The sequence below is a fragment of the Halegenticoccus tardaugens genome (assembly GCF_004116405.1).
GTDB classification, from domain to species: Archaea; Halobacteriota; Halobacteria; order Halobacteriales; family Haloferacaceae; genus Halegenticoccus; species Halegenticoccus tardaugens.
Window position 1 is genome coordinate 221,202 of the sequence record NZ_SDIC01000004.1, and the last position, 13,919, is coordinate 235,120.

Sequence of the window (13,919 nt, forward strand, 5' to 3'; positions counted from 1 at the left end):
CTCGGGACCAGTGGAACAAAAGCGGGGCGGTTACGTGGGGAGCCTGCCGGCGCTTCTGAGCCCGCAGAGCCCGAGGGCGACGATCCCGAGAACGCCCGCGAGCCCGGCGAAGACGGCGTCGTAGGTGGCCCCGCGCGCGACTGCCGCCCCGACCGCCGTCGACCCCGCCGCCTGCGCGAGCATCATCCCGCCGCTGTAGACGGCGTAGGCGCTCGCGCGCGTCTCGCCGGGCAGCGTCGCGAGGATGAACGCGTCCATGACGATGAAGAGGCTGTGGATGAGATACCCCAGCACGGCCGTGACGGCGAACAGCGCGACGAGGCCGCCGCTGACGGTGAGAAGCAGCACGCTCGCCACGAACGCGAGCAGGTTCCCGAGGAGGTAGGGGACGTACGGCAGGCGGTCGGCGAAGCGGCCCCCCAGGTAGAACGCGGGGACGCCGGCCGCGAAGACGACGGTCAGCATGTTCTTCGCCGCCGCGTCGGAGAGCCCCTTTTGGACCATGTACAGCTCGTAGAAGGTGAAAAGGCCCTGCCAGACGAAGCCGGCGAACCCGAGCACGACGACGCCGAGGGTGATGAGTCGCCACTCGCTCATCGCCGCGCCGACGAGGTCGCGGTCGCGGGAGCCCCCGTTCGGGAGCGACGCCCGCCGCGCGGCCAGGTACAGCGCGACCGTGACGACCGCGGCGGCGACCCCGATGGCGAGAAACGTCGTCCGCCAATCGAAGAGCAGCGCCAGCGTGACGAACGGCGCGGCGACGACGGCGGCGACCTGGCTCGCGGTCCCGTGGACACCCATCGCCCACCCGACGCGGCGCGGGTAGAGTTCGCTCACGAGCGGGTTGGCGGCGACGAAGTAGACACCGCTCGCGGTGCCCATGAGGAGCGCGCCGCCGCTGAGGGTGACGACCGAGTTCGACCCGGCCGTGAGGAGCGCCGACCCCGAGAGCACGACGCCGGTCCAGAGGACGACGCGGTGACGGGCCACCCTCGTCAACAGCCACCCGGCGGGGACGCGCGGGAGCGCGCTGCCGACCCAGACCATCGTCGCGAGCAGGCCCGCTGTCCCCTCGTTGATGCTGAACTCGACCATCAACTCCTTGAGCAGCGGCGCGAACACGACGCGCGCGAGATTGATGAGCAAGACCAGAGAGCAGAGCGTTCCGAAGAGCCGTCCGCGTGACACGGCCGGTCTTTCTCGTCGGTCGGGTCAAACGTTCCGAAACGGGCCGTCGCTTTCCGGGTTCCGTCACCCTCTACACTTTTGACGTGTCACTTCGAACGAACAGTATGCAATCGACTCGCAAGGGGCTTCGCGCGGGCGAACTGTACAAGGACACGTACGAGCGGCTCACGTGCGCGGACTGCGAGGAGTCGTTGAAGAAGCAGAACGACCCGGACGAGATCTACGCGGTTCGGATCTGTCCGGAGTGCGGTACGTCGTGGAAGGAACTGTAACGAATCTCTCACTCGAACACCGCGTCGAACGCCGCCGCCCCGAGCGGGTCGAACGTCCCGGCGGCGACGTTCTCGTCGACGTGCGCGCGCCGGCTCGTCCCGACGAGCGCGCAGGTCACGCCGGGGGCGCTCCGGGCGAAGTTGATCGCCCGCTGGGCGGCCGTGTCACCTTCGAGTTCTGCGGCGATCGCCCCCGGGAGCGACGTCGCGAGGTCGCCCTGCGCGATGCTCGCGCTGGCGAAGACGCCGAGGCCGGCCTCGTTGGCGAACTCCAGAGCGCTCACCCGGCCATCGTCGGTCGGATGTGCGGCGACCGTGAACGCGTCGGCCATCAGGACGTTGAACGGAAGCTGGACCGCCCGCAGCCCGACCTCGTCGTTTCCGACCGTCTCCGCCGCGGCCCGCGCCCGGTCGACCACCGCGGGAAGCGAGAGGTAGCTCGGGTGCTCCGGCGGGACGCGGAACGCCTCCCACGTGGCGACGCCGTACGCTCCGACGTCTCCATCGGCGACGCGCGCTTCGAGCCGCTCGAACGCCGCCTCCAGCGCGTCGTACACGGCCTCCCGATCCCGCGCGTGAAGCTGCGTCTCCGGATTGTGGACGTAGTAGAGGTCGATCGTCTCGATCCCCAGTGCTTCGAGCGAACGATCGACCATCGCGTCGAGAAAGTCCGGCGCGATGCAGTGGCTCCCCCGGACGAGGTCGGCGGGGTCGACCAGCCCCGTCTCGACGAACTCCCGGCGGACGTAGGCGCTCGGATCGGCGGGCGGACTCCCGTCGAAGGGGAGGAAGCCGCCCTTCGTGGCGACGAGGACGGACTCCCTGTCGGCGTCCGCGTCGCGGAGCGCGTGGCCGACGACCCGCTCGCTCCGCCCGCAGCGGTAGTTGACGGCCGTGTCGACGACGTTGACTCCGTTGTCCAGCGCGGCGACGATCGCCTCGCGGTAGCGCTCGTCGACCGCGTCGGTCGGGTCGCCGAGGTACGTGCCGACGCCGACGCTGGAGACGACACCGGGACCGAACCGTCGGAAGTAGGTGCGGCCGAACCGGTCGCCGAACCGGTCGCGGTACCCCCACGTTCCGCTGTGCGTTGCCATGGCGGGCGTACGGCCGCTCCGTCAAAAAACGCGTCGAGGCGGCGCCGATCGCCTCGGCCGCCGCCCGCCGTCAGTCGTCCGTCGGCCGTCTGTCGTCATCCGTCAGCCGCCCCTCGTCCGTCGTCCGCCAACCGCTACCCGGCCGCTCCGACGCTAAACGTCCCCGGCCATCGACTTGAACAGCCGGTCGATGAGGTCCCCCCGCGAGAGTCCGCACCCGATCGCTCCACCGCCTCGGTCGCCACCCCCGCCGTTCGGAAGCACCTCCGGCTTTCGGATCTGTCCGCCGCCCATGCGGGCGTGGCCCCCGGCGCTGGCGTTCGTCACCTCCGACAGGGCCGTTTCGAGCGTCCGTCCCATGTGGACGCGGTCGTCCCGCGAGCGCCCGGAGAGGTAGACGGTCCCGTCGCGCTCGCCGCAGACGACGACGGCGGTGACGCCTTCGAGCTGGATGAGTTCGTCCGCCGCCTGCGGGATCGCGTCGACGTTCGAGAGCTGGCCGACGTCGCTCACGGCGAACGACCCCCTTATCTGCCGGCCCGCGATGGCGCGAGCCTTGACCTCCAGCACCTCGGCGCTCACCTGCGGGTTCGCGATCCGATCGAGCACGCCCTCGTCGATGCCCGGCGAGAGGTACGCGCTCGCCTCGAAGTCCGCGGCCGAACAGCCCGCGGTGAGCCGTTTCGTGTCGGCGAGGATGCCGTAGAGCAACCCCGTCGCGACGGCGGACGGGATCGTGTAGTCGGCGTCGATCTCGCTCGCGTGCTGGTCCGGCGGCACCGGCTTCGCACCGACGTCGCGGAAGTACTCGGCGACGATGCTCGAGCAGGAGCCGTAATCCGTGCGCACGTCCGTGAACTCCTCGCCCGCCCCGTCGCCGGGGTGGTGGTCGACGACCGCGAAGGGTAGGACGCCGCCGGCTCCGGCGAACCCCCGGGGGACGTTGTGATCGACCAGGACCACGCGCTCCGTGGCGAGCTGCGAGACGTGGTCGATGTGGTCGAGGTCGAGGTCGAGAACGGTTCGAAAGGCGCGGTTTTCCTGGTGTCGTATCTGCCCGGCGTACTGGAGGACGGCTCTCGTGTCCACTTGCTCGGCGAGACAGGCGATTCCGACCGCCGCAGCCATCGCGTCGGGGTCGGGGTTCGGGTGCATCAGCACCGTGATCTCCTCCCGGTCAGCCAGCAGTTCCTTGAACCGCGCCCCCATCGGTCGTCGGAATCGAAGCAGCGCGTACGCGCCCAAAAGGAGCGTCAGGAGGCCGACGACGAGTACCGCGACTAGCTGCGGGTCGGACCCGGCGACCGGATCGGTCTGCGCGGGGAGTCCCGTTCCGACGGCCCAGCGGCGCATAAGTTGCCAGACTCTTCCGACCGGCAAGAATGTTCCCCCAGGTATCACTTCCGTGGAATGATAAACGGTCGGTTACGCGCCCTCGCTCACCTCGAATTCCGCTCGCGATAGGCGGTAATCGCCGCTTGATACCCCTCTCGGTAGGTCGGGTAGCGGAACTCGTACCCGAGTTCCCGGAGTCGGGCGTTCGAACACCGCTTGCTCGTCAGGATGCGCCGTCTCGCCGCCTCCGACAGATCGCCGGCCGCCAGCCGTTCTTCCTTAGTTCGCTTCGGCGGGGGTTCCACGCCGCACCGGTCGGCCAACCAGTCGGCGAACTCCCACTTCGAGGCCGGTTCGTCGTCGACGACGAGGACGACCGCGTCGCGCCCGCGGTCCTCCTCCAGTAGGAACGCGACCGCACCGGCCGCGTCGTCGCGGTGAACCATGTTCAGGTACCCCTCGGTGACGGGACCGTTGAGGTACCGTCCCATCCGATACCGATCCGGTCCGTAGAGGCCGGCGAAGCGCGCGACGGTGCCGTCGACGCCGCGCGCCGACGCCTCCTCGCGGGCGACGCGCTCCGCCTCCGCGAGCACCTCGGTCTTCTCCGTCGTCGGCTCGACCGGCGTCGACTCGTCGACCCAGTCGCCGCCGTGGTCGCCGTAGACGCCGGTGCTCGACGTGTAAACGAGTCGGTCCGGGGGATCGGCCCGCGAGGCGAACTCGTCGATCGCCGTCCGTAGCCCGTCGACGAACACCGATCGAGCCGCGTCGGCTCCCCGCCCGCCGGAACTCGCGGCGAAAACGAGCCAGTCGGCGTTCGGCACCTCCGCGAGCGATGCCGGTTCCGTGACGTCGGCTCGGACGGCGTCGAGGCCCGCCTCCGCTACGGCCCATAGCCCCGCGTCCGATCGGCGCACGCCCGTCACGTCGTGACCTTCGTCAGCCAGCCGCCGGCCCAGTTCGAGACCGACGTACCCGCAGCCGAGAACGACGACGCGCATCAGCGATCGTTGCGCTCGGCGACGAACCCGTGGATCGCCGCGAGCTCCGCCAGGGTCATCGGGACGCGGCCCTCGAGCGCCTGTTGAACCTCCTGACCGGTCAGGTCCGGTTCGATCTCCGCGGCGATGGTGTCCACGTCGAGCACGCCCGTGGTCATCCCCATCAACAGGTGGTCTCGGACCTCCATGACGATGCTCCGGTCGTCGGGGTACGACTCGTCGGTCGCGAGCACCGACGCCGCCTCTTCGAGTGTCAGCTCGACCGACTCGCCGTCGGCGAGCGCCGCGACGGTTTCGCGGTCCAGACCCGTCTCCGCGACGACGGCGTCCGCGCCGACCGTTTCGACGACCGACCGGAGTTCGGCTTCGTACGCCGCGCGTAGCTCCGCGGGCGTCAGCGATCCCGGCCGCTCTGCTGCGTCGTAGAGCATACCACACGCTGGGCGGGCCGCGGGCAAAACCGTTGTCACTCGGGGTCACACCCCTCTCGCTCGCTGGTCCCGCCTCCCGGTTCGCAGCCGGGCGTCGGCCACCCCGACGACCGCTCGTCCGCGTCCCCGTCGACGTCGCCGACGCCGGTGCCGCCCGCCGGAACCGCGACCACGACGGTCGTGCGCGTCTCGAACGACACCCGCTCGTTCCGTCCGAGCGGCTCCTCCTCGCCGTCGCCGTCCACGTCGAGCGCGGCGGTCGATCCGTCGCGGACGTATCGAGCGGTCGCGCCGCCGCCGTCGGGCGGTCCCGCCCGCGCGCGGACGGCGAACTCGTGGTACTCACCGCGGACGGTCACCGTCCAGACGTTGGTCGTCGCGTACCAGTACCCCGGGACAGGGGCAACGGGTAGCCCCGCGGGGACCGACACGAGCGCGTCGCCGAGCCACCGATCCTTCGCCCGCTCCGTCGCGTTTTCGGCACCCTCGGCGACGAGCTTCTTCAACGCCTTCCGACCGAGTTCGCGCGTCGTCGTCGCGGTTCGATTCGTCGGCGACGCCGGAACGCGGGCGTCGTCGCTCCGGGCGGCGCGCCCGAGTTCGACCCGGAGTCGAACTCCGAGGCGATCCGCCCTCCGCTCCGAGAGGTCGCCCCGGGCCGCCGCCTCCGCGGCGATCGAACGGGCGAGCGAGCCGTTCGTCGCGGCGATCGCCCGGTGCCCGGAGTCGTTCCATCGCTCGAAGCCGGCGCTCACCGCGGCTCTCCGTTCCCGCGGCGACAGGCTCGGTTCTCGCGCGAGGCTCGTTCGCGCCGAACCGCCGACGACGGCGAGCGAATCGTCGACCTCGCCCCGGAGTCGGTCCCGGCGGGTCCGAAGCGCGTCGTCGTCCGTCGCAGCGAGGGTTCGGTTCGCGACCGTGAGCGCGCGGCCGGCCGTCGCGAGATCGACCAGATCCTCGTCCGAGAACGCGGCCTCGGCGACGCCGTCGGCCGCGTCGTCCGTTGGGACGGTGAAGACGTTCACGTTCCGCGTCGCGAACGGCCGATACTCGGCGTCCGACGGGAGCGACTCGACCTGTTGGCCCTCCACGCTCGACAGCGTGAGGTAGGCGGGCCCGCCGTCCGGAACGAACGCCGTCGGTCCGGTCGGTCCACCCCGTCCGCCCGAGCCGGCGTCCCGTCGCTCGGATCGAACCGCGTCTTTGCGAGCGTCGAGCGTCCTCCGAATGTCTTTGGCCAACCCGCCGCCCGCCCTCTCGGTTGCGCGTTCGATCCGTCCGTTCGCTTCGTCCGTCCGTTCGGCCCGCGCGTCGAGCGCGGCGATGACGCGGTCTAGGTAGGCCGCTCTGGCGGCGATCCGGGCCCTCTCCGCCGCCCCGTCGTACGTTTCCGGGGCGTCTAGCAGCTCCGCTCGGCGTTCGCGGAGGGTTGCCGCGAGCGCCGCGGGCGGATTCGCCTCCCCGGCAGCGATTTCGCCCCGCTGGCTCCGGACCGACACGTTCCGCACGCGGTCGCGGAGGTTCGCCGCGTCCTCGTACGCCCACCCCGAGAGGCGGTCCGGACGATCCCCGTACACGGTCGCCGAGGCGTCGTCGAGCGATCCGTCGACGGCGCGGCGCGCGACGCCGTCCGGACCGCCGTTTTCGTCGACCAGCGCCTCGTGGGCGCCGTCCGGAACGTCTTCGAGGTTCGGTCCGGACAGCGCGCCGCCTCGTTCGAACGTCGGACTGGTCGGTGCGGACGGCGCGTTACCCGTCGGTCGGTACGCGCCCGTCAAGGCCATCGTCACCCGGTATCGGTCGTCCCACCCTGCCCGCCGCTCCCGCGTTTCGTTTCCCTTGCGCCACGTTCGGACGGCCTCGTGGTGGACGACGACCTCCCGCGTGTGCGTCTCGAACGTCTCGGCTTCCGTGTCGGCAGGTGACGTTCGACCGCCGCCGTCGGCCGGTCTGAAGACGATAGTGCGCTCGTCCGTCCGCTCGTCGACGAGCGTCCAGTTCTTCCCCGGCGGTCGCCGCGGCGGCTCGCGACCGTCGCGCGTCCGCGTCACGGCGGTTCGAAGTTCGACCTCCGCCCGATACGACCCGCGAAGTGCGCCCTCGAACGAGTTCTCCCCTCCTTCTTCGACGAATTCGGCGAACGCGACGTCCGCCGACCGGTTCACGCCGACCGACACGTGGCCTTCGGGTTCGGGAGCGTCGGAATCGGCCGGGTCGAAGCGCGGGATCGGCTCGTCGTCGACTGGTCCGTTCGGTCGCGCGAGGACGGCGTCGGCCCACTCGTCCTCGTCTCTAAGCGGCGTCGGTGCGAGTAGGTCTTGCGCGCCGATCCGGGCGGTCGCCCGGTCGAGACCGACTCTCCCGGCCGGGTCGCTCCGTCCGAACACCGCTCGCTGAGTCCACAGCGCGCCGCCGTTCGTCGACAGTTCGACGTGGCGATTCGCGAGCACGTTCTCGATCGGCGCGCCGCCGTACTGGCCGTAGCCGCGCGCCCAGACGACCGGGTACAGCCGGGCGGTCAGCTGTCTCCCGAGTCCCGGACCGTCGAGCGGCCCGCGGTTCAGCCGCCGCTCGTACGCCTCCGTCCGATCGTGGAGCGCCAGCACCGGCGTCGCGACGGTGACGGTGAACGTCTCGCTCTCGTCTGCGACGAGCCGTCCCTCCCGCCTCGCGGTTTTCCGCACGTCGCGGACGACGACGCGCAGCGCGGTTCCGTTCGCCACCGGTTCGACCTCGACTCGTCGCTTCGCCGCGCGGAGGTCCACCGCGTCGTCCACGGGCGGGAGCGACGCCGACGCGACGACTTCCCCTCTCCGGTGACCCGCCGCTTCGAGTTCGCTCCGCGCGGCGAGGTAGATCCGGACGCGCAGGGCGTCGCGGAACGGCGTCGTGTCGTTCAGCGTTCGGCCCGCGGGCGTCGCGGCCGGTTCGATCACCGGTTCGCGCGCCGCATCCTCTGCGGCGTCGCTGACGGCGCTCCGGAGCGCGGTCGCGGCGTTCGCGTCGGTCCGGTCCATCGTCGTCTCGACGGCGCGGTCCTCCCGGATCGGTTCGCGCGTCGAGAGCGTCGTCGCGAACGCCGCGCTCGTCACGAGCAAGAGGACGCCGACGAGCGCGAACGGGATCCGCGCGCGGCGATCTTCGGCCAACCTCACGGCCGCCTCCTCGACGTCGCGTTCGACCTCACGCCGACCACGTCCTGACGGTGATGCGGACCGACCGCATCTCGACGGTTCGGGCGGCCGCCTCCGGCGTCTCGAACTCCCGTCGGAGATCGCGCTCGACGGCGCGCGCGACCGCGTCCGCGAGCCGCTCGTTCGCGGCGGTCACGTTCCCCCGCTCGACCGTCGCCCCGAGATCCGCGTCGTACCGCCGCGCCGCTCGGCGGTACCGGTGCTCGGCAAGCGCCCGAACCGGGTAGTCGTCCCGCAGCGCGCGCCGCGTCCGGGTCGGCGGGAACGTCCCGCCGACGATCCGTTCGGCGAGCAGCGCCGAGACGGCCGAGAACCCGCCCTCTTCCGCGGCGGCGACGGTGTCCTCCCGCGTCGCCGGAAACCCGCTCGGAACCGAAAGCGTCGCCGCGTGGACGTCGGCGGTCGACGGCGGTGTGTCTCCGACGGTGAGTGTTCCGGCCACGTGAGAGCCGCGGTACGGTCGCCACGCCGCGACGACCTGCACCCGCGGACCCGTCGCGCCTCTCGTCACTCGTCGAACCTCGCGCGCGAAGCCGTCGTTCGTCCGCCCGATTCGCGTTCCGTTTACGATCGGACGCCGAACCGTCGCGTCGGAAAGAAGCTCCGCGTACGTGCCGTGGGCCGTCCGCTCGAACGCCGCCCTGTCCGTCTCCGGGGACGACGGGGACGGTCCGCCGGTGCGCCTCGGACCGAGCGACAGCGCGTACGACACGTCGGCCGTGCTCGTCGCGAGGGTCTCGGCCGTCGCGTCGGCCCCGCCGTCTTCCGGCGTCTCGTCCTGCACCGACGCGAGCGTCACCGCGCCGGCGCTGATGAGGAGGAGACAGAGCGCCGCGTCGAGCGCGGTGCTGGTCACGGCCACACCGCCACCCGGAGTTCCCCCGGGGAAATCCGTCCGGGCGATCGCCGGACGCTGACGGATCGGGACGCGCGATCGGCGCGCCCCGGCGGCACCGGCCCCGCGCTCCACTCCCGTTCGGCCGTCCGAACCGAGACGTTGATCTCGTAGCCGTCGGGGCCGACGTCCCGACCGTCCACGAGCGATCCCCGGTCGGCGGCGTCGACGACACCGCCCGAGGAGAGCACACCGTGAACGCGATCGAGCGTCGGCTCCGCGAGGTCACGGTCCGTCGTCGGCGTCGCGTCGCCGAGGATACCGGCGTACAGCCCGAGGCCGAGACAGACGGCGAACACCGCCGCGAGCGCCGCCGTCGGTTCGGCTTGCCCTCTCGTCTCACGCGCCGACCAGCGTGGCATCGACCCCCTCCCACGAAACCCGCCGCGCGACGAGCGTCCGCTCGACCGACGTCCGCGTCGGCTCGCGCGTTCGCGCCTCGATCAGCGCCTGTTTGAACGCCTCCGGAGAGGCGAACGCGCGCTCGGGCGGCGTCCCGTAGAGCACCGCCTCCAGTCTCGAACCGCGCCCGACCGGCGTCACCGGCCCGAACGCGAACGTCGCGTGCGCCGCCCCGCCGTCGTTTCGCAGTTCGAGTCGGTGCGGCCCGAGTTCGATCGTCGCGGCCTCGAGCGGGTGCTCCGCCGTCGTCGGGTGATCGCTCGCGGCGACCGAATCGACCGTGTCGGCGACGCCGGCGGCGTCCGGGGGCGGCGTCGCCGGGAGCGACCAGGCGGTACCGAACACCGCGACGCTCGCAAGAGCCACGCCGAGCCAGGCGTACCACGCGTCGAATGGAACGTCGAACATGGGGCGGGGTGGTCCCGTTTTCGGACTTAAACCTGCGGCCGGTCCGCGTCCGCGTCAGAGTAGCGCCCCGGCCCCGACGATCGCCGCGAGGTACGTCGCCGTCGCCGTCAGAAGGGCGAGGCCGACGCGGTAACCGACGAGCGCGGGATCGAGTCCTCGTTCGAGCCCGACCGACAGCGCCGTCAGGATCGCCGCGAGCAGGAGGACGTACGCGCCGACGGCGATCCCGAGCTCGGCGGTCGGAAGCGCACCGCCGCCCAGTCCACCGCTTCCGTTCCCGTCGCGTTCGATCCGCGCGGCGAGCGCGACGGTGGCCCCGCCGACGAGCGGGGCGAACAGGGCCGCGGTGTTCGCGAGCGTTCCAGTCACCTGCGCCAGTTCGCGTCGCGCCTCGCGTTCGACCCGTCCGAGTTCCTCCAGTTGGTCCGCCATCGAGACGAGCACGCCTCCCGCGGGGCGTCCCTCCGTGGCGGCGAGCGCGAGCAGCCCGGCGGCCCCGCGGGCCCGTGGACTCGGAACGTCGGCGAGCGCGCCGTAGGGACCGAGAAACGCCGAACGAACGTCGACGCGGAGCGACCGCTGGACGCGGACCGCGTCTTCGAGCACCGTTCCCGTCGCGCCCGGAATTTCCTCGCTCGCCCGCGCCAGTGCCGTCTCGACCGCCGCACCCTCCGCGACGCGCCGCCCGACGAGATACAGCGCGTCGGGGAGTCCCGATTCGACCGCGCGGACGTCGTCGCGCACGGCCTTGACGGGACGGTAGCGGACGACGAACGCCGCGCCCGCTCCGACCCCCACCGCGACGATCGGCGCGCTCCATTCGACGAGCGGCTCCGCCCCGACCCATCCGACCGCAGCCGAACAGAGGCCGACGGCTACCGCGGGCCACGCGCGATCCGGCACGTCGGGGTGGTCGCGGCCGATCCTCGGCGGCGGGAACGCCACGGGTCGGCGGACGAGCAGTCGACCGCCGACCGCGACGAGCGTCGCCGGGAGCGCGACGTCGTAGAGGAGGGCGAACTGGGCGGTCGTCACGCCGACGCCCGCGACGCCGGCCGCCGGAAGCACGCCGACGAGCGCGAGCGGAAGGAGCACGCCGAACGCGTACAACCCCGTCGCCGGACCGCGGATGCGAGCCGCGAACGCGGCCATCCGGTCCCGCGTCCCGTCGAGGATCGCGTCGAGCGAGCGGTCGAGCGTCCGCGTCCGTTCGTCGGCCGGAGCCGCCGCGCCGGCGACGAGGAGGGCCACCGCCCGTTCGAGCGGCGGGAACCACGCGCCCCACTCCTCGACGAACCCCGAGAAGCCGGTTTCCGGACTCCCTTCCGCCCGACGGACGTGTTCGCCGAGGCTCCGCGCGAGCGGGCTTGCCCCGGTCCGTGCGGCGAAGGTCGCGGCGCGCTCGGGCGACGGTTCGATCCGCATCCGGAGCACCGCGCGTCCGAGCAGCCTCGTCGTCGACCCAAGCGCGCGCGTCCGCCGCAGTCGCGCGAGCGCGAGCGGCGTGACGTGGACGCCGTGCGCCAGACCCAGACCGACCGCCAGCGCCGCGGCGGCGGTCGGTGCGGCGCGCGGCCCGTCCGTCGGCATCGCTACGGTCGCTCCGAGCGCAGCGACGAGACCCCCGACGATCCCCGCGCCGTACCCCGCCCGAACGACCGCCTCCGGCTCTACGCCCGCTTCGAGGTAGCCCACGGCTCGGACGAGGCCGGCGCTCGGCTCGACACCGCACGGATACAGCCGCGCGAGCGTCCGGACGAACGCCGCGACGGTGGCGGTCATCGATCGACGCTTCGGCGCTCGTAGGCCGCCGCGACGTCCGCCGGCCGGGTGCGATCCGCCGACGCGAGTTCGCGGAGGTGCGCTTCGCGCTCGTCGAGCGTCGTCAGGAGGTCGGCGTACGACTCGTCGGAGCGAGCGAGTGCGGCGACGAGCGCGCTGTTGCCGCGGGCGACGGTGCCGGTCCCTTCGAGCCTCCCGTCGGCCAGTTCGTACAGCGGTTCGAACCGCGTCCCGTCGCCGGTCGTTCGAACCTCTTCGATGCGGGAGACGCGGCGGCCGTCGCCCTCGACCGAGAGCGTCACAACCAGATCCGTCGCGCCGAAGGAGGACTCCGGGACGCCGAGGTCGGAGACGACGCGCTCGCACACCGCGTCGCCTCCGTCGCCGTGGATGGTCCCGAGGACGGCGCTGCCGTGCGCGCCCACGCGCATCGCCTCGTACAGCGTCGCCGCCTCCGCGCCGCGGACTTCGCCGACGACGAGCGCGCCCTCTCCGAGCCGCAGGGCGGTCCGAAGCGCCGCCGTCGGGGAGAGAACCGCCTCGTCGCCCGTCCCGACCCGAAGCGCTTGCACGTCCCGATCCCGCCGCTGCAGCGCGCGAACCGGTAGCTCGGGCGTGTCCTCGATGACGACGGTCCGCGTCGCGGCCGGGAGTTCCCAGAGCAGGGCGCCGAGCGCCGTGGTCTTGCCAGCGCCGCGAGTTCCGGCGACCAGTCCTGCGGCGGCGCGCTCGACCGCGACTGAGAGCAGGGCGGCCGCGTCGGGCGGAACCGTTTCGTTCGCTACGAGTCCCGGGAGCGTCCACGCGCCCCCGCCGTGTCGACGGAAGGCGAACGCCAGCCCGTCGCTGGCGGGCGTCGTCACGCCCGCGACGCGGACGTTCCCCCCCCCTCCCCGGCCGCGGAGTCGACGACGGCGTCGATCGTGGGGTTCGCGCGCGAGAACGACCGCCCGCTCGCCCGCCTGAACCTGGAGGCGAGCGCCGACGCCCCGCCCGGCGTCAGCCGGACGTTCGTCCGCATTCGCTCGCCGTCGACGACCGCTCGGACGGGGTTGTCGGTCACCGGCGCCGTGACGAACGCGTCGGAGACGCGCGGATCGGCGAAGAGGTCGTCGAGCACGCCGTGTCCGCGGGTGAACGCGCGGAGCACCGCCGAGAGGCGCTCGACCGGCTCGTCGTCGTCGGCCACCCGTCGGACGGCACGTCCGGGCGCGCGCTCGCCGCCCGGGACGCTGCCGATCGCCAGCCGCTCGGCGGCGGCCGAGAGCGTCGCCATCGACTCATCGCAGAGCGCGTGGGCGACCGGTTCGATGTGGTACACTCGCCGACCGTGGTCGGTTCGGTAGAGCCGGACCGTCGCGCCGGTGTCGAGCGCCCAGCGGTCGTCGAGACGCGCGTCTTCTGGGGGTCGAATCGCCACGCGCGAGCGAGCGATCGTCGGGCCGACGAACGGTCTGAGCGCGGCCTCGTACCCGCTCGCGCGGTGGGCTCCCTCCGCGAGCCCCGTCTCGGCGACGACGGTGGAAACCGGTCCCGCCCGTCCCGTCGCCTCGCGTGCGGCTCGGAGCGGGTCGCGGCGGGCGAGTTCGGCGAGCCGTTCGTCGTGAAACGCGACGCGCTCCGCGAACCGACCGGCCGCGAGGAGCAGCGCGGCGGCGTCGTCGGCGTAGGTTCGCTCCCGACCGTTCGAGCGCGTGCGCACCGCGTCCGCGTCTCGGCGGGCGAGCGCGTCGATCACGGTCGCGCGGCAGTCGGGGTCGCGAGCGAGGTCGCCGCGACCCGGACAGTCGTCGCTTTCGACGATCAACTCGACGCGGTCCGACACCCCGGTTCCGGTCGGCTCGACGAACGACGGATCGCAGCGACAGCCGTCGTCGTCCGCGCGCCGGAACCGTCCGAGTACGTTCATGG

11 protein-coding genes and 2 pseudogenes are annotated in these 13,919 nt (G+C 72.4%); 1 reads left to right on the forward strand and 12 read right to left on the reverse strand.

Annotated elements, in window-relative coordinates; genetic code table 11:
* Positions 1-30: 30 nt before the first annotated feature.
* Entirely contained in the window at positions 31-1,152 is a 1,122-nt protein-coding gene (locus C3L37_RS12035) for an MFS transporter (protein WP_129115260.1), read from the reverse strand.
* Between the two features lie 140 nt (positions 1,153-1,292).
* Here C3L37_RS12035 and C3L37_RS24355 point away from each other — a divergent pair, with 140 nt between their 5' ends.
* The gene (locus tag C3L37_RS24355; protein ID WP_164974742.1) at positions 1,293-1,460 is read left to right on the forward strand and encodes an HVO_0758 family zinc finger protein; all 168 of its coding nucleotides are present in this window, start codon (positions 1,293-1,295) and stop codon (positions 1,458-1,460) included.
* Positions 1,461-1,468: 8 nt separating this feature from the next.
* On the opposite strand, the gene C3L37_RS12040 is transcribed toward C3L37_RS24355, so the two are convergent.
* The 11 genes and pseudogenes from C3L37_RS12040 to C3L37_RS25990 all read right to left on the reverse strand — a co-directional run.
* On the reverse strand, positions 1,469-2,557 hold the full coding sequence (locus tag C3L37_RS12040; RefSeq protein ID WP_129114861.1) for an aldo/keto reductase: 1,089 nt from the start codon (positions 2,555-2,557) through the stop codon (positions 1,469-1,471).
* 153 nt (positions 2,558-2,710) lie between these two features.
* Positions 2,711-3,910, reverse strand: a complete 1,200-nt coding sequence (locus tag C3L37_RS12045) for a DHH family phosphoesterase (protein ID WP_129114862.1) — start codon at positions 3,908-3,910, stop codon at positions 2,711-2,713.
* An 86-nt stretch (positions 3,911-3,996) separates the two neighbouring features.
* On the reverse strand, positions 3,997-4,896 hold the full coding sequence (locus C3L37_RS12050; RefSeq protein WP_129114863.1) for an SDR family oxidoreductase: 900 nt from the start codon (positions 4,894-4,896) through the stop codon (positions 3,997-3,999).
* Positions 4,896-5,327: a DUF5791 family protein gene (locus tag C3L37_RS12055; protein WP_129114864.1), complete on the reverse strand. Its 432-nt coding sequence runs from the start codon at positions 5,325-5,327 to the stop codon at positions 4,896-4,898. The genes C3L37_RS12050 and C3L37_RS12055 overlap by 1 nt, the downstream gene beginning before the upstream one ends.
* 35 nt (positions 5,328-5,362) lie before the next feature.
* Positions 5,363-8,482, reverse strand: a complete 3,120-nt coding sequence (locus C3L37_RS24360) for a DUF7286 family protein (protein ID WP_164974743.1) — start codon at positions 8,480-8,482, stop codon at positions 5,363-5,365.
* Between the two features lie 28 nt (positions 8,483-8,510).
* Positions 8,511-9,383: a DUF7284 family protein gene (locus C3L37_RS12065; RefSeq protein WP_129114865.1), complete on the reverse strand. Its 873-nt coding sequence runs from the start codon at positions 9,381-9,383 to the stop codon at positions 8,511-8,513.
* Entirely contained in the window at positions 9,374-9,778 is a 405-nt protein-coding gene (locus C3L37_RS12070) for a DUF7285 family protein (protein ID WP_129114866.1), read from the reverse strand. Before C3L37_RS12070 ends, C3L37_RS12065 begins: the two co-directional genes overlap by 10 nt.
* On the reverse strand, positions 9,756-10,226 hold the full coding sequence (locus C3L37_RS12075) for a DUF7283 family protein (protein ID WP_129114867.1): 471 nt from the start codon (positions 10,224-10,226) through the stop codon (positions 9,756-9,758). Before C3L37_RS12075 ends, C3L37_RS12070 begins: the two co-directional genes overlap by 23 nt.
* A gap of 54 nt (positions 10,227-10,280) precedes the next feature.
* Positions 10,281-12,008 carry a type II secretion system protein gene (locus C3L37_RS12080; protein WP_129114868.1) on the reverse strand — a complete coding sequence of 576 codons (1,728 nt, stop codon included), beginning with the start codon at positions 12,006-12,008 and terminating at the stop codon, positions 10,281-10,283.
* Positions 12,005-12,946 (reverse strand): annotated as a pseudogene (locus tag C3L37_RS25545) (ATPase, T2SS/T4P/T4SS family); the annotation flags it as partial. The pseudogene C3L37_RS25545 and the gene C3L37_RS12080, both read right to left, overlap by 4 nt.
* A gap of 404 nt (positions 12,947-13,350) precedes the next feature.
* Positions 13,351-13,917: pseudogene (locus tag C3L37_RS25990) on the reverse strand (type II secretion protein); the annotation flags it as partial.
* Between the last annotated feature and the right edge of the window lie 2 nt (positions 13,918-13,919).